Here is an 18,860-nt window from a genome sequence, read left to right as displayed (position 1 = left end):
CATCAAACGGCCAGACCTTGCCAGAGGCAGAACAGGCTCATCCATGGCCTAGATAGGCTTTTTGCACTTCCACATTGGTGCGAATGGATTGCGGATCCCCGCTGGCGATGATGGCGCCATTGACCAGCACCGAGATGCGATCGGCCAGGGCGAAGACGGCATCCATGTCGTGTTCCACAAGCAGAATGGCCGTTTGCTCCCGCAGAGCGGCGATGCGCCCGCGCATGGCCTGCCGCTGTTCCGGGCCGAGGCCGGCCAGAGGTTCGTCCAGCAACAGCACCCGTGGTGCCATTAGCGACACCATCGCCAGCTCCAGAAGCCGCCTCTGCCCGTGCGAAAGAGCCGCGGCCGAAAGAGCGGCCACTTCCGTCAGATCATGTTTGGCAAGCGCAGCGTCCGCCCGCTCGCGATAGGCCCGGCAGGAGAAGGTCGGCCGGGGCAGACAGGAAATAAAGCCGGCGCGCCCCGCCGCCGCCAGCATGAGGTTGTCCATGACGCTTAAGTCATCGAACAGCCGCACCACCTGATAGGAGCGCACAAGCCCCAGCCGCACACGCCGCGCCGTGGACATGCCGGTCACCGCCCGGCCGTCCAGCAGGATCTCGCCCGCATCCGGCCGTGTCTCTCCGGCGATCTGATCGATGAGCGTGGTCTTGCCCGCGCCGTTGGGGCCGATGAGGGCATGGATCTCCCCGGCGCGCACATCAAGATGAATGTCACGGCTCACCTGCAGCCCGCCGAAGGCCTTGCTCAGCCCGCGCACCTCAAGGATCGTTGCGCTCATTGGTCCGCCTCCGCCCGCATCGCGCCCTGCTTTCCACGAGCCCGGACCTGCGCCGAAAACGCCGTGAACGCACCCGCCTGATGCAGGGCCACCGCGATCAGCAACAGCCCGAAGGGCAGGTGCCAGTAGCGCGTGAAGGAAGAGAGCACTTCCTCCAGGATCACGAACACCGCCGCACCGGTGAGCGGCCCGGTCACCCGCCCGCTGCCGCCGAGAATGACCATGAACAGCAGATCGCCCGAGCGCGTCCATTCCGCCATGGACGGCGAGACAAAGGCGGCATGATTGGCCGCCAGACCGCCGGAAAGCGCCGCCAATGCCCCGGCAAGCACATAAAGCGAAAGCTGCACGGCAAACACCGGATAGCCCAGCGCGCGCATCTTCTGATCATCCGCCTTCGTTCCGCGCAAGACCAGGCCGAAGAAGGTGCGCTTCAGTCCTGCATGCAGCAAAAGGGCGAGCAGCAGGCCCGCCACGGCCAGCCAGTGCATGATGGCGGCATCATCCAGATTGAGGCCGGCAATCTGCGAGCGCAGATCCAGCGTCAGCCCGTCATCGCCGCCATAGGCTTCAAGGCCCGAGAGCAGGTAGAAGATCATCTGCCCGAAGGCGAGCGTGATCATGAGAAAATGCACCCCGCGCGTGCGCAAGGCAACGAAACCGGTCAGCAGTGCCCAGCCCGCGCCCAGCCCGGCGGCCAGCGCGAAGTGAAACAGGCCGGATTCGCCGGCCAGCCAGTCCGCCCCGCCGTAAACCGCGTGCCAGACGGGAATGGCCACGGCATAACCACCAATGCCAAGAAAGGCGGCATAACCAAAGGAGACAAGCCCCGCAAGCCCCATGATCATGTTCAGGGAGGCCGCGGCCATGGCCAGGATGCTCATGCGCGTGGCCAGATCCAGCCAGAAGGGAAGGTTGAGCCACGCGCTCAGCCACGGCGCCATGAGAAGAGCGGCAAGCAGCACAATCTCGGCGTAAAGAAGCAGGCGCGCCCCACGCCGAATCAACGGCCGCGCGCGGGGAGGCTGTTGGATCTGTGCCGCTCCGTTTCGTTTCGGATCGTTCATGGCCGCCTCCCCCGTGTCCGTGGCGGAAACAGGCCCGCCGGCCTGATCGCCAGCACCAGCGCCATAAACAGATAAATGCTCATGGAGGAAATGGCCGGCGCTGCCGTCTCCGCCGCTTCTGCGGAAAGCACCGCCCTGAGGAGATCATCAAGGAAGGCGCGCCCCATGGTGTCGATCATGCCCACCAGCAGCGCGGCGATGAACGCGCCCATTAAGGAGCCAAGCCCGCCGATGATGATGACGACAAAGGCGATGATGATGACCTCGAAGGCCATGGCCAGGCTCGCTTCCGACAGCGGCGCCACCAGCACCCCTGCCAGCGCGGCTAGCCCGGCGCCGAAGGCGAAGATGCGCGCTTCCAGCGCCACGGTGTCGATGCCCAGTGCTTCCGCCATGGCCCGGTTGCTGGCCGTTGCCCGCACCTGCATGCCAAAGCGCGTGCGGTGAATCAGCAAAAAGGCCGCCGCCGCCACAAGAAGCCCGATTGCCACGATGAGAATGCGATAGGTGGGCAGAATGGCGCCGAAAACCGTCACATGGCCGCGCAGCCAGGCGGGAAGCGGCACGCCGCGCCCTTCCGTGCCCCAGACGAGCATCGCCAGCGCCTCGATCACCAGCAAAAGCCCGAAGGTGGCCAGCACCTGCGCCAAGGGGGACGCGCCATAAAGCGGCCGCGCCACCAGCCGCTCCGCCGGCAAGGCCAGCAGGGCAACCACCAGCGGAGAGAGAAGCAGGGCCAGCGGCCAGGAGCCGCTTGCGGCCGTGATCGTGGCCGAAACGAAGGCGCCCAGCATGTAGAATGCGCCATGGGCGAGATTGACGAAATCAAGAATGCCGAACACCAGCGTCAGCCCCGCCGCCACCAGAAACAGCAGCAGGCCGTATTGCAGGCCGTTGATGAGCTGGCTGAGAAGAAGGGCCCCGTTCATGATCCGCGCGCTTTCCTGCCCGTGGAAGGGTTGAGGATTCGCCCCCGATGTTTTGGTCTGGATCTCCTTTGCGCTATGATGCACAGCAAGGCAATGCCTTTTGCACCGGACTTTTTTCGGGAGAACGAGCATGGACATTCCCGATCCGCAACGGGGGCCCCTGGCACGCACCGTCACCGAGGTGCGCGTGCAGGAGGCGCCGTTTGACGCCGCAGCGGAATACGCGGACTTTTCCCGCCGCAAGGACGGACGCGGCGCCGTGGTCATGTTCACAGGCTGCGTGCGTGATTACAGCGAGGATGCCCATGTTTCGGCCATGACCCTGGAGCATTATCCGGGCATGACCGAAAAGGCCATGGCCGCCATTGTCGAGGAGGCCTGCCGCCGCTGGCCGCTGAAGGCCGTGCGCGTGATCCATCGCCATGGCCGTCTTGAGCCGGGAGAGGATATCGTGCTTGTCCTTGTTGCCTCCGATCATCGCGCCGATGCGTTCGCCGCCTGCCAGTTTCTCATGGACTGGCTGAAAACCCGCGCGCCATTCTGGAAACTGGAGGAAACGCCCAAAGGTCCGCGCTGGGTGGAGGCCAAGGCCGCCGACGATGCCGCGGCCGCGCGCTGGGAGCGTGAAGAGGCCTCGTGAACGTCCGCCGCCGCTTGAGAAGAAAAGCCGCCGATCTTGGCCACCCGTACCGGCGCCGGCGCCGCAGCCCTTTATGGCGCCTGCTCGATCTGCCCCTCGCCGCCCTCCTGATTACGGCCGCCATCTGGCTGGTCGGCCATTTGCCGCCAGAGGAAGGAACGGCTCGCATCATCGATGGCGATACCCTCATCCTGAATGGCAAGCGCATTCGCTTAAAGGGCATCGATGCGCCCGAGCTGCATCAGACCTGCCGCCGGGCTGATAACCGCTCCTGGCCCTGTGGCCGCCGTGCCCGCGCCGCCTTGCGTGCGCTGATCAGGGGAAGGCGCCTTTCCTGCCGCGCCATGGATCACGACCGTTATGGCCGCACCGTCGCCTATTGCCGGATCCTGACGGATGACGACAGGAAAGGCGAAGACGTCGGGCTTGCGCTCATCAAGAAGGGCCTGGCCATTGCGCGGCCGAATGCCCCGCTCTCCTACCGGCTGGCCGAACGCCGGGCGCGTCAGGCCCGCATTGGTCTGTGGCAGGGCCCCTTCCTTGATCCCGCCACATGGCGCAAGGTCTGCAGCGGAAAAGGCCATTGCCCCGGTTAGAAATTCTGGCCTCGATCGCTGAAATGTCGGATGCCGAAACAAAAGGCCTGCCGGAGGGTTTCCGGCAGGCCTCGTGTTCATGCCCTGACAGATGGGATTATTTCTTCTCCATCTGCTTCTTGTATTCGTCGTAGTACATGTATTTGCCGTCGTGCCAGATGTACACGACATAGCCGGGCAGGGTCACATCGCCCTTCTCGTCGAAGGAGAGCTCGCCCAGAACGGTCTTGAACTTGCCCTTGTGCAGGGCCTCGGTGACCTTGGCCGGATCCACGGACTTGGCCTGCTCCGCCGCCTGCTTCCAGGCCTGAATGGCGGCGTAGGTATACAGCACATAGCCCTCCGGGTTGATGCCGGCGGCCTCGAACTTCTTCACCACCTCAGCCGCGGCCGGGCTCTTGCGCGGATCGGGCGAGAAGGTCATCAGCGTGCCTTCCCCGGCCGGACCGGTGATCGCCCAGTATTCCTGCGTCACCAGCGCGTCACCCGACATCAGGCGGGTCTTCATGCCCTGATCGCGCATCTGGCGCACGATAAGGCCGGCCTCGGTGTGATAGCCGCCGAGGTAGAGAAGGTCGATCTTGTTTTTCTTCAGCTTGGAAACCAGCGCGGAGTAATCCTTCTCGCCGGCGGTATAGGCACCGTAGAGGATCTCCTTCTTGCCCAGCTCGTGGAAACGTTTGCGCATCTCGTCGGCCAGGCCCTTGCCGTAGGCGGTCTTGTCATGGAAGATCGCCACCCGCGCGTTCGGGAACTCCTTGGCGATGAACTCGGCCGCCGTCTTGCCCTGCTGGTCGTCACGGCCGCAGACGCGGAACACGTTCGGCCCGCCCTCGTCGGTCAGCTTCGGGTTGGTGGAGGCCGGCGAGATCATCACAATGCCTTCCTCCTCATAGACCTTCGAGGCCGGAATGGAGGAGCCGGAGCAGAAGTGACCGGCCATGAACACAACGCCGTCACCCACAGCCTTGTTGGCCACGGCCACCGCCTGCTTGGGATCGCAGGCGTCGTCGTAGACCTTCAGCTCCACCTTCTTGCCAAGCACGCCGCCGGCTTCGTTGATGTCCTTCACCGCCATCTCGGCGCCGTTCTTCATCTGCTTGCCGAAGCTGGCGTACTGACCGGTCATCGGGCCGGCGGTGCCGATCTTCACCGTGTCCTCAGCATGCGCCACGCTGGCGGCAATGCCGAAGACCACCGCGGCCGCCGTCATCAGAAATTTCTTCATGGCGATTCCCTTGAACCTCCCTCTGGATGTCTGTCGCTCGCCGCCCGCGCGCCCGAGCGGCGCAAGGAATGGGCGGCCTTCCGTCTCGTGAGATGGATGCACCTTGGGATAAGAAATTTCCCCTCCTGTGCACCCGGCACCATAGACTAGGGCCAATGCCCCCTTCGTTCAAGGCCTTGTTTCGCTGCCGGAACAACACGCAGCGATCACGATTGCAATCAGGTGCCGCGTTCTCGTTTGGCCGCATCTCCCAGCCGCACCGGCGCCACCCACCATTGCGGGCACCGGTTCTGCACCATCCGGACAGCCCGCAGGGCCGCCGCTTCATCATCGAAAAGGGCAAAACACGTCGCACCGGAGCCGGACATGCGCACAAGCCGCACATCGGGCAATTCCTTCAGCAGGGAAAGACAGGCCGCAATCTCAGGCGCACAGGCGCAGGCGGGAGATTGCAGATCGTTGCGCTGCTTCATGAGCCACTGCAGCCAGGTTTCGGCATTGCCCTCCGGCAAAGGCTCTGCAAGCGGAGGAAAGCCCGTTCCTCCCGGTGCCAGACCAAGCCGGGAAAAGACCGCGGCGGTGGAGACCGCAACACGGGGATTAACGAGCAGTCCCCGCAACTCAGGAAAGGCGGCGATGGGGGCGATATCCTCGCCAATACCGCGCATGCGGCAGGCATGCCTGGCGAGACACACAGGCACATCCGCGCCAATCTCAAGGGCGATTTGGAATAGGGCCTCATCCGGCTCGCGCACCGGCGGCGGCCCATAAAGCCGGATCATGGCGCGCAAGGCCGCCGCCGCATCCGCCGAGCCGCCGCCAATCCCGGATGCCACCGGCAGATGTTTTTCCAGCCGGAAATGACAGCCGCCAAAAGTCTCCGGCCAGGCGTTATTGAGCGCCTGCGCCGCCTTCAGCACCAGATTGTCCGCATCCGCCGAAAGCGCGCCCGCTTCAGGCCCCGCAAGCTCAAGCCTGAACCCGTCCGCCTTTCGCGCCTGCAGCACATCGCCGACATCGGCGAAGGCCACGACGGAATCGAGCAGGTGATAGCCATCCTTGCGCCGTGCCGTCACATGCAGGGCGAGGTTCACCTTCGCGGGCGCAAATACCCGAATGCTTTCCGGATGACGCATCATGACGAGGAAGGGGACTGTTCATCCGCCTCAGCGGAAGGGAAGGCAGGATCATGTTTCTCTTCTGCTGCTTCAGCGGCATGATCTGCCTCACGGCTCCCGGCAAAATGCGCCTTCAGGAGGCGGGCCACAAACGGTCGCGTGATCTTCGCCTTGTGTTTCAGGGCTTCCCTGTCGATCAGTGTCACCAGGCGCTGGGCCGCCGCTGCCGAGCGTTCCATGCGCACCAGCAGATAGGAGATCACCTCTTCCGGCACGCGCAGCTGCCGGTCGGTAAACAGCTTAACCAGCAGGGCCCGCAGCAGCGCATCATCCGGCGGCGCGATGGCAACACTTTGCGCTGCGGCCAGACGCGTGGCGAGGTCAGGCAGGGTGATGGGCCAGGCCGCAGGGGGCGTGCGCGCGGTGAGCATGATCCGCGCATGATTTTCGCGCGCCATGTTGATGAGATGAAACAGCGCGGTCTCGTCCAGATGAGCGCCCGGCATGTCCTCGATCACAAGCCGCCCGGTGGAAAGCAGCGCCGGCAGATTGTCGGTGCACACATCATCAGGCTGCGCCCGCAGCGCGCCGGTGCGTGCGCGCCAGATTTCGGCAAGATGTGTCTTGCCGCTCCCTTCCGGCCCGTGAAGGTTGAGAAGCGGGCTGCTGCCGGCCAGAACATCATCCTCCGGCCAGCGCATGATGATCTCGAAGGCTGCGCGGTTGCTGTCGGTGACCAGAAAATCCTCCGCCGACATGCCCTCCGCAATCGGCAGATCGAAAATGAGCTGTTCCGGCCGGGGTGTACCGTTCATCGCCGTCATGCCGCCGGGGTGTCGTCGTTTGTGGTGTCGCTATCCTGGGCCGCATCCGCCTCGGCTGCTTCCGCCGGTGTTTGCGCTGCGCAGGCGGGGTCGAGATAAAGCGCGCTGTCCATGTACTGCTTGAGCGCATAATGCGCCACCACCTTGATCGCCGCCGCGATGGGCACGGCCATCAGCATGCCGACAAAACCGAAGAGATAGCCAAAGGCCACCAGCGCGAACATGATCCACACCGGATGCAGCCCCACACTGCCGCCCACCAGCCAGGGCGAGAGGAAATTTCCCTCAATGAACTGACCGAGCGCGAAAATGCCGGCGATGATCAGCACCTGAACCCAGTCCGGCCAGAACTGCACCAGCGCCATGCCGATGGACAGAATGCCGCCGATGGTGGAGCCCACATAGGGGATGAAGCTCAGAAAGCCGGAAATGAGGCCGATGGTGAGCCCGAACTTGAGCCCGGCCATGACCAGCAGCACCGCATAGAAGATGCCAAGCGCCAGGCACACGGTGCCCTGCCCGCGAATAAAGCCGGCAAGCGCCTTGTCGATATCGCGGGCGATGGCACGGATGGTCTCGGCATGCCGGCGGGGAATCCAGCGGTCGATGGTGGCCACCATCCGGTCCCAGTCGTTGAGCATGTAGAACAGGACGATGGGCGTGATCACCAGCAGGGAAATCAGATTGAACAGAGCCATGGAGCCCGACCAGATGGAGCGGGCCACAGCGACGATCCACTGCCCGGCGCGCGCGGCCATGTCGGCCGGGTTGGCCCCGTTCTTCAGCGAGGCGCGCGAAAGCGCCTCCTTCAGCCAGTCGGGGGCGTGTTCGTTGAAGAGTTTCACCAAAGTGGCGATGGCCCCCGGCAGGGCATCAAGCAGCTGCCCCATCTGCTCAACGAGCAGCGGCACCAGCATGAGCAGCATGATCACGCAGAGCACAAGAGCGAGAAACAGTATGGTGCTTGTGGCCACGATCCGCGGCATGCCCCAGGATTCCAGCTTGTCGGCGAGCGGATCGAGAAAGTAGGCCAGCACCATCCCGGCGATGAACGGGGTCATGACATCGCCCAAAAGCCACATGCCGAAGATCAGCATGGCCAAAAGGCCAAGCCAGAAGGCGATCTGGGCCTTGAGACTGATGTCATGCCCCGTGTTCATCTGCAAATCCGTCATGATCATGCCCCGGGCATATTGCGAAAGGCGTGCGCCTGGTTCAGCCTTCGCTCATGTGTCGCAGTCCGTCTCGCACGTATAGCGCGCCGGAGATCACAGTGAAAGCGGCAACGATCGGTGCGCCAAGAAAGATCAGCGTCTCTGTTGGCCAGCCCAGCGTGCGAAACAGCAGATAAAGCCCGGCAAAGGCAATCTGCACCGCCGTGTTGATCTTGGAGATCACCAGGGGGCGCATCTCCATGGGATGATCGAGCAGCCAGGCAAGCACCACGCCCCCGACAATGAGCACATCACGCGAAACCACGATGATGGCAAGCCATGCCGGCAGGGCATCGACAATGGCCAGCGTCACATAGATGGAAATGAGCAAAAGCTTGTCCGCCACCGGATCAAGAAAGGCGCCAAGCTCCGTGCGCATGTTGAAGCGCTTGGCGATGAAACCGTCGATGCCGTCGGAAATTCCCGCCAGCAGAAAGACGGCCAGGGCGAGGTCCATGCGCCCGATGAGGATCAGCCAGATGGTCAGCGGCACCATCACGATCCGTGCGATGGTGATCAGATTGGGCAGGTTCATGGGTCGTGGCATGGTTCTCGCCCGCAAAGCATGTGCAAACGACTGGCGGCTTTAGCACAAAAGCCCCCCTGCAAGACACCCCGATGATGAAATTTTTCATCATCTTGCGTCTTGACGCCTTCTCGCATGCATGCTGCATGCACTCGCAATCCCATGCGGGAATGGGGTGTCTGTTTTCCATTCATGGCCGCAAAAGGCTTTTACTGACGAGGTCAGATGCCCATGACGACCACCGTCCGCTTTGCGCCTTCGCCCACGGGCCGGCTGCATATCGGAAATGTGCGCACGGCCGTTCTCAACTGGCTTTTTGCCCTGAAGGAGAACGGGCGCTTTCTGCTGCGCCTTGATGATACCGATCAGCTTCGCTCCCGCGAGGAATATGCGCAGGCCATCATCGAGGATCTGGCCTGGCTCGGCATTCAGCCCCATGAAACATTCCGCCAGAGCGCGCGCCTGTCCCGATACGAGGAAGTGGCTGAAAGGCTGAAACGCGAAGGGCTGCTCTATCCCTGCTATGAAACGGAACGGGAATTGGCCCTGAAGCGCAAGGCCGCGCTCATGGCCGGCCGCCCGCCAGTTTATGATCGCGCCGCCCTGAAACTCACGCCCGAGGCCCGCAAGGCCCTGGAGGAGGCCGGCCGTGTGCCGCACTGGCGCTTTCGCCTGCCGGAAGGCACCATCCGCTGGCAGGATGCCGTGCGCGGCGAAGTGGAGATCGATCTCGCCACCCTGTCCGACCCCGTGCTCATCCGCGCCGATGGCAGCTTTCTCTACACCCTGCCGTCCGTGATCGACGATATCGACTACGGCATCACCCACATTATCCGCGGCGATGATCATGTCACCAACACCGCCGTGCAAATCGCCCTCTTTCAGGCACTGGGCGCAACCCCGCCCCGTTTTGCCCATCATGCGCTGCTGGTGGACAAGGATGGCGGTCCGCTCTCCAAAAGGCTCGGTTCCCTTGGAATTGCCGATCTGCGCAAGCAGGGCCTGGAGCCGGAAACCATCGTTTCCTATTGCGGCACCGTCGCTTCCGCGGAACCGGTGCGCCCGTTTCTGGACATGAAAGAGCTGGCCGAGATCTTTGCCCTGGAGAAGCTCTCACGCGCCCCGGCCCGGTTTGATGAAGAGGAGCTCTTCGCCCTCAACGCCCGGCTTTTGCACGCCATGCCCTGCGAGATGGCCCTGCCGCGTCTGAAGGCCCTGGGCCTTGAGATGGACTGCCACGCCTGGGAAGTGATCCGCCCGAACCTGCGCACACTTGCCGAAGCGGCGGACTGGCTGGCGATCATCCGGGGCGAGATTGAACCGCCCGCCCTCACCGAAGAGGAAAAGAACCTCATAGAGAGCGCATTGAACAATCTGCCGCCAGAACCTTGGGATGAGACCACCTGGAAGACTTGGACCAGTACACTGAAACAGCTGACCGGCCTGAAGGGGCGTCGCCTGTTCATGCCCCTGCGACGCGCGCTCACCGGCCGTGAGCATGGACCTGAAATGTCCCGCCTCCTGCCCCTGATCGGACCAGAGAAAGCTGCGGCGCGCCTGCGCGCGGCCCTGACGGATTCCGGATGAACGATATAGCCTCTTCCTGCATCGTCATTTCCGCTCTTGTCAGGAAGCGAAGGATTCGCTTGAATGGAACGGCAGCGAAATGATTTGTTTGTGAAGCCGGGCAGGGAGGGCAGGAGGTGTCGCTCGAAGTTTCGGAGTCAGAGGCTCTCCAGCTGTGGCGTCATGTGACCCTGGCCATGGTTCACGATGAAGAGCCGGACCTGACAGTGCGTCAGATGGCCGTGCTTTTCATCGTCTATCTTGATCCGCCGCCGCATACCGTACGCGATCTGGCCCGCAAGCTCGGCGTGACCAAACCGGTCATCACCCGCGCTCTTAACGCCTTGGGAAAACGCGGGCTTTTGCAGCGCCGCCGCTCCGAGACCGATCGCCGCAATGTCCTCGTGCAGAGAACGGTGGAAGGCGTGCTCTATCTGGATCGGCTCGCCCGCATGATCCGTGAAGCGGCGCGCGAACTCAATGGCGAAAGCTGAAACGGCGGCTTGTCCGGGCCCCAAGGTCGGATCTTTGCGACAACGGGCTGCGGAATAGGATTGGGCAGGCCGCCCATTCCGGGGGCAAAAGAACGAATGACGGAAAAGCCAGAAACGCCTGAAACGCCAAAAACACCAAAAACGCCGGAAACATGGTGTGTGGCTGTGCCCATCATGCCGGTGCATGCCGCGCCTGCCCGGGATGCGGAACAGGTCACGCAAGGGCTTTTGGGCGAGCCCGTGCAGGTTGTGGATGAGGCGGATGCGGATTTCGTCCGCCTCCGTCTGTTGACGGACGGATATGAAGGCTATGGCCGGAAAGCCCATATCGCCCCCGCACGTGGCGATCCGACGCACAAGGTGATTGTGCCCGCAACCTTGCTGTTTCCGAAACCGGATTTGAAAAGCGTTCCCGCCCGGCCGATCTATGCCGGTTCCCGCCTCGTGGTGCGCGGCCATGAACAGCGCTATCTTGAAGTACTGCTGCCTGATGAAACCTCCGGCTGGGTGGTGCGGGAGCATGTGGCGCCTGTGAATGATGACGTGCCGGATGCCGCCGCTTTCGCTCTGCGGCTTCTGCATGCGCCCTATCTCTGGGGCGGGCGCAGCGTGCGCGGCATCGATTGCTCCGGCCTCGTTCAGCTCGCCCTTGCCCTGGCCGGGCATGCGGGCGTTCCCCGCGATTCCGGCGATCAGATGCGGCAGGTCGGAAAGCCTCTGCCTTTGGATCTTCTGCAGGAAGGCGGGCTGCAAAAAGGCGATCTCGTGTTCTGGAAAGGGCATGTGGGCATGATGCTGGATGCCGAAACCCTCATCCATGCCAATGCCCATCACATGATGGTTGCCACTGAGCCGATCAGGGAAGCCGTGCGACGCATCGCCGATCAGGGCAGCGCAGTCCTTGCCATCCGGCGGCCATGAAAGACCAAAGACGATTCCCCTTCACACACAAAAAGGGGGCAGCCAGCTGGCTGCCCCATGTGAATGCGACCTGAAGGTCTGGATATATTATCCATAGTTCAGGTGGTTGTTGATGTTGCCGAAGAGGTTCTTCAGAGAGTTGTGGATGAAGGGCATCGTGGCCACGAGAGCCAGGCCGGTGGCGGCGGCGATCAGGCCGTACTCGATGGCGGTCGCACCGGACTCGTCCTTCACGAAAGCGGCAATCTTCTTCTTCAGCATTTCCGTTCTCCTCGAAGTCTCACGGTTTCAGCACACTTGAAGGTCCGGGCACGTCCTTGTTCTGTCATTGCCCCCGAACCGTGGCCAACCATACGTGACGGCTTTTAAGATGAGGTAAACATGCTCATGTAAATGCGCTTTCGTATACGAGAAGTTGCGTTTGGATAATAAAAGGTTACCGCAAAATTACATAATAATACATGATAATGTTTTATCGTAATGCTTAAATCAAGAAAGGTTATTTCATGAAATATTGCTCAGGATTTCGTTTGCGCCCCTTCTTGCAAGACAGGCTCTGGCCGTGGCGCACCGCACGATTTTGCTACCGCAGGAAAACAAAAGTTGTGACAACGAAACAAGATGATGTCTTACGCCTTTGTCGGAAACTGCCTCGATGAGGGATGGAATGATCAGAATGCAATCTGGATTCGATGTGATTAGAGACATTATATAATAAGGCGTGTATACGCGTTTGGTTCTGCCCAAAGTCAGGTGATGCGCAGAAAATCAGCGAAATGTCCAAGGTGTTAGTGCGCGTCTCGGAAGGGGGAAACATCTGAAAGTGTCGGTATCATCAGATGAGGGATGCGTATTCCTGCACCTGAAACCGATAGGCAGTAACCAAAGATTCACCATGCGCGTGTAGAACCGATCAGGAAAGCGAAAACACCTGCGCTGTTGAGTTTCGAATTGGGAGAATGGCTATGAAATATCGTCACGGCCTGATGCTGGCTCTGATTGCCGGAGCCATGGCCATGAGCGCGGAAGTCAAGGTTCAGGCGGCGGAAATGCGCATCAAGCCTGCGGAAAGCCGCATGATCACGATCGCCGGAGAGCCGCGCACGATTATCATTTCTCGGCCGGAAGTCATCAATGTCCGGATCATGGGCGGAAACAAGCTGATGGTTCAGGGTATCGCCAATGGTGATACGCGTGTCGAAGTCCTGGATTCGGATGGACGCAAACTGGCGAATCTGGATGTCATAGTCAGCGATGCGCGTGATCGCCGGACCGTGCGCATGTATCTGGCCGGTCGGCGCAGCACCTACTCCTGTGCGCCGAACTGCGTGAAGGTTTTCGTGCCCAATGATGACAGCAAGGCCCTGGCTGATGCGGCGCATAGTCATGGTTTGGTGCAAGGGTTTTATGCCGGTGTCGTGGGCCAGACGGGCGATTTCGTGCCCACGGGCAAACGTGAGCGTCCCCCCGTGGAGGACTGAACAGGCCGGCCGGCAAGGCAAAAATATGGGAATAACCGGGGATAATTCCCAAAACGTGCCGCACCCGAAAAAGGGTGCGGCATTGTCATTGATGCAGTGGCAAAATGGAAATCGGTTTCATCTGCGAGCAACTTTAGCGCGCAAATTCAATTTTTCATAACGATCATCCGCTATTTTGTGAGCAGACTGTGAAATGACGGGCGAGCTGCCTGCGCGTTTGTGCGCTCCGTCAAGAGGGGCCATGAGGTATGGAGCTGGCAAGATGATGACCAAACTGCGTCAGCTGTTGGGACGGTTTCGTCGCAAGGAAGAAGGAGCGACAGCGATAGAGTTTGCGCTGATCGCGATTCCCTTCTTTCTTATTTTCATGGCGCTGTTTGAAATGAGCACCATGCTTCTTGCGCAGTACGAGCTGCAACAGGCCATGACCAATGCAGCGCGCGCCATTCGCACCGGACAGGCGAGAAGTGGTCTTTCATTGAATGATTTTCGCGATTCTTACGTTTGCCCACACCTGACGTTCGTCAAGTGTAGCAATATAAAAATAGAGGCCAAGAATTTCTCTTCATTTGGTGCTGTGAGCTATACGGATGCCGATGAAGATTATCTTGATGATCCCAGCAAGACCTTGCCTTTCTCAATAGGAGGTCCTTCCGAGGTCATGGCCATTCGCATGTTCTATAAATGGAAATTCTTTACTCCTTTGATTGGCCAATTCATGGGAAAAACGGGTAATTCACGCTATCTGGCCGCGGGCACGGTGTTCCGCAATGAGCCCTATAGCTGACCGCGGGTGATTGAGGCGGTGTTGGTCATGCCCGGATGGCGGAAAGTATCTGGAAGCGAGCGGGAGAGAGACATGAACGGCGAGAAGTTTGCCTTCAAGCGGTTCCTCAAGGCCTTGCGTGCCTGTGGCAAGGACGAGGATGGCGTTGCTGCCGTGGAATTCGCGCTCATTTTTCCCGTCATGTTGCTCCTGCTTCTCGGGGCCATGGAACTTTCGGAAAGACTCTATCAGAGCAGCCGAACCGTTCAGGCGGCCTCTCTGATGGGAGACCTCGTCACGCAGGCCTCCACGGGTTCGATCACCTCTGCTGAAATTGAGGATTTTTATAAGGCCATGAAATATGCCCTTGATCCTTTTGATGATAATCGGGTGAAAATTTACATTGCCGCTTTCAGAGAGGATACGTCCAATCCGGGAGAGGTGCGTATTGCCTGGCGAAAGCAGCTGGGAAGCTTCAATAACGCTGAATGTAAGGATTTTGTGAAAAGCGACTTGCCTTCCGATCTGAAAGGCATTGTCACCAGTGGCACGGACATTGTGGCCACGCGTGTATGCTGGGAATACAAGACACCTCTGAAAAATCTGAAACTGCTGAAATTCATCAACGGCCTGAGATTTCTCAAACGGGAGGTATTCCTGCGCCCGCGCGCCGGCAACCAGCTGACATGCTCAAGCGGCTGCAGCTGAAGCAGATGCCCCCATCATTACACAGCAAATCATGTATGTATGCAGCACATGTCGGGTTTTGGGGTGAATACACGCAAGTGCTGATCCGCGATTGACAAATTGTAAACGCCCTTGTGCCATTCTGCCGGGCAGGATGCGTGGAATTCAGCCAGTGATGCGATAAGGCGCAATTGGAGACATTTGCCGATGTTGTGGTTCATCGTTATGGTGGCATGGCCCTTTCTTGTCGTTTATGCGGCCATTGGTGATTTTATGACGATGCGCATTCCGAACTGGCTGAATCTGAGCATCTTTCTCCTCTTCTTTCCGGCGGCGTTACTGGCGGGCATGCCATTGGAGCAGTTTCTCTGGCATGTGGCGGCTTTCTGCTTTACGCTGATCATTGGTTTCACTTTGTCCATGACCATTCGTTTCGGTGGTGGCGACGCCAAGATGATGGCCGCCCTCGCCATATGGTTCGGATGGGATCTTCTGCCTGCGTTCATTGCTTTTTCCGCCATTGCAGGCGGTCTTCTCGCCATCGCGATGAAGGCCTGGCAGATGATGCGTGTTGAGGATACCGTCTGGAATGGAGGACGCTTGAGCAAGATCCTTTTCCGGGATCTCGACTTGCCCTACGGCATTGCGTTTGCTTCAGGTGCCCTGTTCGTGTTTCCGGAAAGCTGGTGGGCCAGCGTTTTGTTCACCTGAAAAACAGCCGGTATTCGACCTCTCTCGCTTCTTTTTCCTCAAGAGCTGAACCGAAAATTCGTCACTCCGCCCGCCCCAATACCTTGTTCCAGCAGAATATCGAACGGTTTGGCAGGATCATGGGACGGTATGCCTGAATGATATTTCTGATGAAAGGGGATGAAGCCTCTTTCATAATTTTACTTCATGAACTGATTGCCTGTGCCGCTCTTCCGTCTTCGACGTCACAGCTCCCATCACCTTCAGGTTGCAGGTTTCGCCACGAGACGGCGAAAATACGCGCATTGTTAACCATGCCTTGACCATTTCCCGAAATAATCTCCGCGAAAGGCAAACGAGGGGCAGGTGAGTTCACTGCCCGATTGCAGGCGGGAAGTGGTTCAAATGCAGAAAAAGCGTGAAATCATCCTCTATTCCGTGGGTGCCGTCGCGGCCATTGCGGCTGCCGTAGCGGTGAACAGCATGTTTTCCGCGCCTGAACCGGAGCCGAAACCGGTTCCACAGGTGCGAAACGAGCAGGTCAAGGTTCTTGTCGCAAGCAAGAATGTCGGCATTGGCGATCCCCTCAGGGTTGACGACGTGCGCTGGCAGTCCTGGCCGAAGCATAGTGTCCTTCCCGGCATGATCAAATATGAGGGCGACATCAACCTTGAGGAGGTCCTCAAGAACGTGCGCACACGCTCGATGATTTTTGCGGGCGAACCGATCATGCCCCAGAAGCTGATCTATCCCGATGACGGCGGCTTTTTGTCCTCCGTTCTGCACAAGGGCATGCGGGGCATTGCCGTGAAGATTTCTGTCGTCACCAGCGCCGGTGGCTACATCAAGCCCCTGGACCGCGTGGACATCTATCTTGTCCGCAAGGTCAAGGGCAAGGCGATCTCCGAACTGGTGATGCGGAATGTCAAGATCCTCGCCATCGATCGCGAGAACCTGACCAAGAAGGATGACAAGGTTGATGCTTCCCCCAGCGTGAATACGGCGACGGTTGAAGTCACACCCTTGCAGGCGCAGTTCCTCGCCAAAATCAGCATGATGGGGCGCCTGACATTGGCCTTGCGGTCTCTTGCGGAAAATGACCCCGGTGGCATGCCGGAGCTTGTCGGGCGTTTCGCGGCGGAAGCCCGCAGAACGGCCAGCACATTGGATACCGGCTCTGGCATCGCCGTCATAGGTGGGCGGCAGACCCGCATCATCCAGTACTGAACGCAATTCCAACGGATGGATGTCGTCATGAAGAACATCACCGAAAAACCCATCAACGCAATGCGCCGCCTGCTGCGGGCGAGCGTTGCCGGACTTGCTCTGGTCGCGGTTCCTGTCGCCGCCGTTTCGGTCATCGGTCTTGGGCCCGATACGGCGCAGGCGGCCACGCATCAGAAATATCTGCGTATGGAAGTCGGCAAGTCGGTGGTTTTGCGTCTGCCGCGCCCGGCGTCCGAAATCCTCGTGGGGGATGACAAGATTGTGCGCACCGTGTTGCGGACCAAGCGCACCGTCTATCTGTTCGGCCTGGCGAATGGTCAGACCAACATTTTCTTCCTTGACGAGAATGGCCGTCAGATCCTGGCGCTGAATGTCGAGGTCTCGCAGGACGTCAAGGCGCTGCAACGGCTCCTGCAGCGTGCGCTGCCTGGCTCTGCCATCGTTGCGGATATGGTGGGCAAACAGCTCGTCCTGCGCGGCGAGGCCCGCAATCCGGAAGAGGCCAAGAAGGCCATGGAGCTGGCCGGCAAGTTCAGTGACAATGTCGTCAATGCCATGACCATTGCCGGCCGCAATCAGGTGACCATCAAGGTTCGCATCGCCGAGGTGCAGCGTTCCGTGGCCAAGCAGTATGGCATCAACTGGCATAAGCTGCTCGAGGCGGGTGATTTCACCACACAGATCATCATGGCCAATCCCTTCTCCCTGGGACAGGCCTTGGGTTCCACGGTGACCAGTGAAATCAGCCCCCTCAAGACGCTGGGTCTCATAGGCCCCGGTGTTGGTGTTACGAACTCCACTGGCAAGACGGCCGCCGTTCTTCATGCCATGGAACGTGATGGTCTCGTGCGCACCCTGGCCGAACCGACGCTTACGGCCGTTTCCGGAGAGGAGGCCAATTTCGTCGCCGGCGGCGAAATTCCGATGCCGACCGGATACGACCCGGATACCAAGCAGGTCACTTACTCCATGCGCAGCATCGGCGTGACTTTGTCCTTCAAGCCGGAGGTGCGCTCCGCCAACAATATTCGTCTCAAGATCAAGACGGAGGTCAGCGAGGTCAGCTCTCGCTATACCCAGAGGCTGGGCGAGGTCTCCTATCCGGGCCTTGAGAAGCGCTCCGCTGAGACCACCGTCGAGATTCCGTCCGGAGGAACACTCGCCATTGGCGGACTTATCCATGACGTGAGCAAGTCGAGCATCGATGGTGTTCCCGGCCTGAAGAACCTGCCGGTTCTGGGCGCGCTGTTCCGTTCCAACGACTTCCTGACCAACCAGACGGAACTGGTGATTTTCGCCACGCCCTACATCGTCAAGCCGGTGAGCGAGAAGAAACTGCGCACGCCGATCGATGGCCTCGCCCTGCCCAGCGATGCCCAGATGGTTCTCTTCGGGCGTCTGCAGCGCGTTTATGGGGCGCCGACGGGACCGAAAGGATCGGGACGCGTCTATCACGGCGACGTGGGCTTCATTGTCGAATGATCGGCGGGCTTGAGGAGACAGAATCATGATTGCGCGGAAATTTGCTTTGCTCATGGCGCTGACGGGTGTCGTCGCGCTGGGCGGTTGTCAGACGAATTCGGAGTACGTTCCCTTTGGGCCGGAGGAGTTGCATCCCATCGAGGTCGTCGAGGGCAAGTCCCGGATCACCATTCCGGTGCGCTCCGGTCGTCTGGGTGACGATGGTGAGAACATGGTGCGCCGCTTCGGCGCCGAGGTGGCGGCCATGCCCGGCACGGTCGTGATTGTGCGCCCGGCGGGTGTCTCCGGGGAGCTGGCGGCGGCGCGCGCCACCGTGCTGCTCAAGGAACAGGGCGTTGCGCCGCAGCGCATCCGGCATGTCGTCAGCAAAAAGGGCAAGAATCTGGTCATCAGCACGAACAGGAAGTTCGCGGTGACCCGCGAGTGCGGTGACTGGTCGAAATCACTCTCCGCCACGCTGGATAACGAGCCCTATCCGAATTTCGGTTGTGCCCAGCAGCACAATCTCGCGGCAATGGTGGCCAATCCGGAGGACTTCGAGCACCCGCGTCCCATGAAGGGGCCGGATGCACAGCGTGCCATCAATGCGATCTCAAGCAAGTGAGTGCCCGGCCCGGCAC

21 protein-coding genes are annotated in these 18,860 nt (G+C 60.3%); 12 read left to right on the top strand and 9 right to left on the bottom strand.

Annotated features, from left to right (window positions below; genetic code table 11):
* Positions 1-37: 37 nt before the first annotated feature.
* The 3 genes from EK16_RS04990 to EK16_RS04980 are packed head-to-tail and all read right to left on the bottom strand — an operon-like array spanning position 38 to position 2,780.
* Positions 38-784: an ABC transporter ATP-binding protein gene (locus tag EK16_RS04990; protein ID WP_038035104.1), complete on the bottom strand. Its 747-nt coding sequence runs from the start codon at positions 782-784 to the stop codon at positions 38-40.
* Positions 781-1,851 (bottom strand): branched-chain amino acid ABC transporter permease, encoded by a 1,071-nt coding sequence (locus EK16_RS04985; RefSeq protein ID WP_081910272.1) that lies wholly within the window; start codon positions 1,849-1,851, stop codon positions 781-783. Before EK16_RS04985 ends, EK16_RS04990 begins: the two co-directional genes overlap by 4 nt.
* Positions 1,848-2,780 carry a branched-chain amino acid ABC transporter permease gene (locus tag EK16_RS04980; RefSeq protein ID WP_038035103.1) on the bottom strand — a complete coding sequence of 311 codons (933 nt, stop codon included), beginning with the start codon at positions 2,778-2,780 and terminating at the stop codon, positions 1,848-1,850. Before EK16_RS04980 ends, EK16_RS04985 begins: the two co-directional genes overlap by 4 nt.
* Positions 2,781-2,910: 130 nt before the next feature.
* On the opposite strand from EK16_RS04980, the gene moaE reads away from it, so the two are divergent.
* Positions 2,911-3,420 carry a molybdopterin synthase catalytic subunit MoaE gene (gene moaE, locus EK16_RS04975; RefSeq protein WP_051928952.1) on the top strand — a complete coding sequence of 170 codons (510 nt, stop codon included), beginning with the start codon at positions 2,911-2,913 and terminating at the stop codon, positions 3,418-3,420.
* A complete protein-coding gene (locus EK16_RS04970; RefSeq protein WP_051928951.1) occupies positions 3,417-4,016 on the top strand; it encodes a thermonuclease family protein in 600 nt (199 codons plus the stop codon). Before moaE ends, EK16_RS04970 begins: the two co-directional genes overlap by 4 nt.
* Positions 4,017-4,113: 97 nt before the next feature.
* On the opposite strand, the gene EK16_RS04965 is transcribed toward EK16_RS04970, so the two are convergent.
* The 5 genes from EK16_RS04965 to EK16_RS04945 form a co-directional block, all read right to left on the bottom strand.
* Positions 4,114-5,244: a branched-chain amino acid ABC transporter substrate-binding protein gene (locus EK16_RS04965; RefSeq protein ID WP_051928950.1), complete on the bottom strand. Its 1,131-nt coding sequence runs from the start codon at positions 5,242-5,244 to the stop codon at positions 4,114-4,116.
* Positions 5,245-5,462: 218 nt separating this feature from the next.
* Positions 5,463-6,380, bottom strand: a complete 918-nt coding sequence (locus tag EK16_RS04960) for a 4-(cytidine 5'-diphospho)-2-C-methyl-D-erythritol kinase (RefSeq protein ID WP_038035927.1) — start codon at positions 6,378-6,380, stop codon at positions 5,463-5,465.
* Entirely contained in the window at positions 6,380-7,177 is a 798-nt protein-coding gene (locus EK16_RS04955) for an HdaA/DnaA family protein (RefSeq protein ID WP_081910271.1), read from the bottom strand. The genes EK16_RS04960 and EK16_RS04955 overlap by 1 nt, the downstream gene beginning before the upstream one ends.
* Positions 7,178-7,182: 5 nt before the next feature.
* Positions 7,183-8,361: an AI-2E family transporter gene (locus EK16_RS04950; protein WP_231573609.1), complete on the bottom strand. Its 1,179-nt coding sequence runs from the start codon at positions 8,359-8,361 to the stop codon at positions 7,183-7,185.
* Between the two features lie 40 nt (positions 8,362-8,401).
* On the bottom strand, positions 8,402-8,947 hold the full coding sequence (locus EK16_RS04945) for a CDP-alcohol phosphatidyltransferase family protein (RefSeq protein ID WP_231573608.1): 546 nt from the start codon (positions 8,945-8,947) through the stop codon (positions 8,402-8,404).
* A gap of 210 nt (positions 8,948-9,157) precedes the next feature.
* Between EK16_RS04945 and gltX the strand changes: the two genes are divergently transcribed.
* The 3 genes from gltX (at position 9,158) to EK16_RS04930 (ending at position 11,907) form a co-directional block, all read left to right on the top strand.
* Positions 9,158-10,513: a glutamate--tRNA ligase gene (gene gltX, locus EK16_RS04940; protein ID WP_038035920.1), complete on the top strand. Its 1,356-nt coding sequence runs from the start codon at positions 9,158-9,160 to the stop codon at positions 10,511-10,513.
* A 116-nt stretch (positions 10,514-10,629) separates the two neighbouring features.
* Positions 10,630-10,986 (top strand): MarR family transcriptional regulator, encoded by a 357-nt coding sequence (locus EK16_RS04935; RefSeq protein ID WP_038035101.1) that lies wholly within the window; start codon positions 10,630-10,632, stop codon positions 10,984-10,986.
* Between the two features lie 96 nt (positions 10,987-11,082).
* Complete coding sequence (locus tag EK16_RS04930; protein WP_051928949.1) at positions 11,083-11,907, top strand: C40 family peptidase; 825 nt, start codon at positions 11,083-11,085, stop codon at positions 11,905-11,907.
* Positions 11,908-11,994: 87 nt separating this feature from the next.
* Here EK16_RS04930 and EK16_RS11865 read toward each other — a convergent pair whose 3' ends face one another.
* Positions 11,995-12,165: a Flp family type IVb pilin gene (locus tag EK16_RS11865; RefSeq protein ID WP_081910401.1), complete on the bottom strand. Its 171-nt coding sequence runs from the start codon at positions 12,163-12,165 to the stop codon at positions 11,995-11,997.
* Between the two features lie 707 nt (positions 12,166-12,872).
* Between EK16_RS11865 and EK16_RS11455 the strand changes: the two genes are divergently transcribed.
* The 7 genes from EK16_RS11455 (at position 12,873) to EK16_RS04895 (ending at position 18,844) form a co-directional block, all read left to right on the top strand.
* Entirely contained in the window at positions 12,873-13,388 is a 516-nt protein-coding gene (locus EK16_RS11455) for a pilus assembly protein N-terminal domain-containing protein (RefSeq protein ID WP_051928948.1), read from the top strand.
* A gap of 262 nt (positions 13,389-13,650) precedes the next feature.
* Positions 13,651-14,175, top strand: a complete 525-nt coding sequence (locus EK16_RS04920) for a TadE/TadG family type IV pilus assembly protein (RefSeq protein ID WP_197059610.1) — start codon at positions 13,651-13,653, stop codon at positions 14,173-14,175.
* 72 nt (positions 14,176-14,247) lie between these two features.
* On the top strand, positions 14,248-14,862 hold the full coding sequence (locus EK16_RS04915; RefSeq protein ID WP_038035095.1) for a TadE/TadG family type IV pilus assembly protein: 615 nt from the start codon (positions 14,248-14,250) through the stop codon (positions 14,860-14,862).
* A 186-nt stretch (positions 14,863-15,048) separates the two neighbouring features.
* The gene (locus tag EK16_RS04910; RefSeq protein WP_081910268.1) at positions 15,049-15,552 is read left to right on the top strand and encodes an A24 family peptidase; all 504 of its coding nucleotides are present in this window, start codon (positions 15,049-15,051) and stop codon (positions 15,550-15,552) included.
* 384 nt (positions 15,553-15,936) lie between these two features.
* Positions 15,937-16,758 (top strand): Flp pilus assembly protein CpaB, encoded by an 822-nt coding sequence (gene cpaB, locus EK16_RS04905; protein ID WP_051928947.1) that lies wholly within the window; start codon positions 15,937-15,939, stop codon positions 16,756-16,758.
* Positions 16,759-16,785: 27 nt separating this feature from the next.
* Positions 16,786-18,240 carry a type II and III secretion system protein family protein gene (locus EK16_RS04900; RefSeq protein ID WP_197059609.1) on the top strand — a complete coding sequence of 485 codons (1,455 nt, stop codon included), beginning with the start codon at positions 16,786-16,788 and terminating at the stop codon, positions 18,238-18,240.
* Positions 18,241-18,265: 25 nt separating this feature from the next.
* Complete coding sequence (locus EK16_RS04895; RefSeq protein ID WP_038035090.1) at positions 18,266-18,844, top strand: CpaD family pilus assembly protein; 579 nt, start codon at positions 18,266-18,268, stop codon at positions 18,842-18,844.
* Positions 18,845-18,860 lie beyond the last annotated feature (16 nt).

The organism is Thermopetrobacter sp. TC1, from assembly GCF_000746275.1.
Classification (GTDB): Bacteria; Pseudomonadota; Alphaproteobacteria; order Rhizobiales; family Aestuariivirgaceae; genus Thermopetrobacter.
The sequence above is the reverse complement of the archived record's forward strand: the minus strand, read 5'-3'. Positions and strand labels throughout refer to the sequence as shown.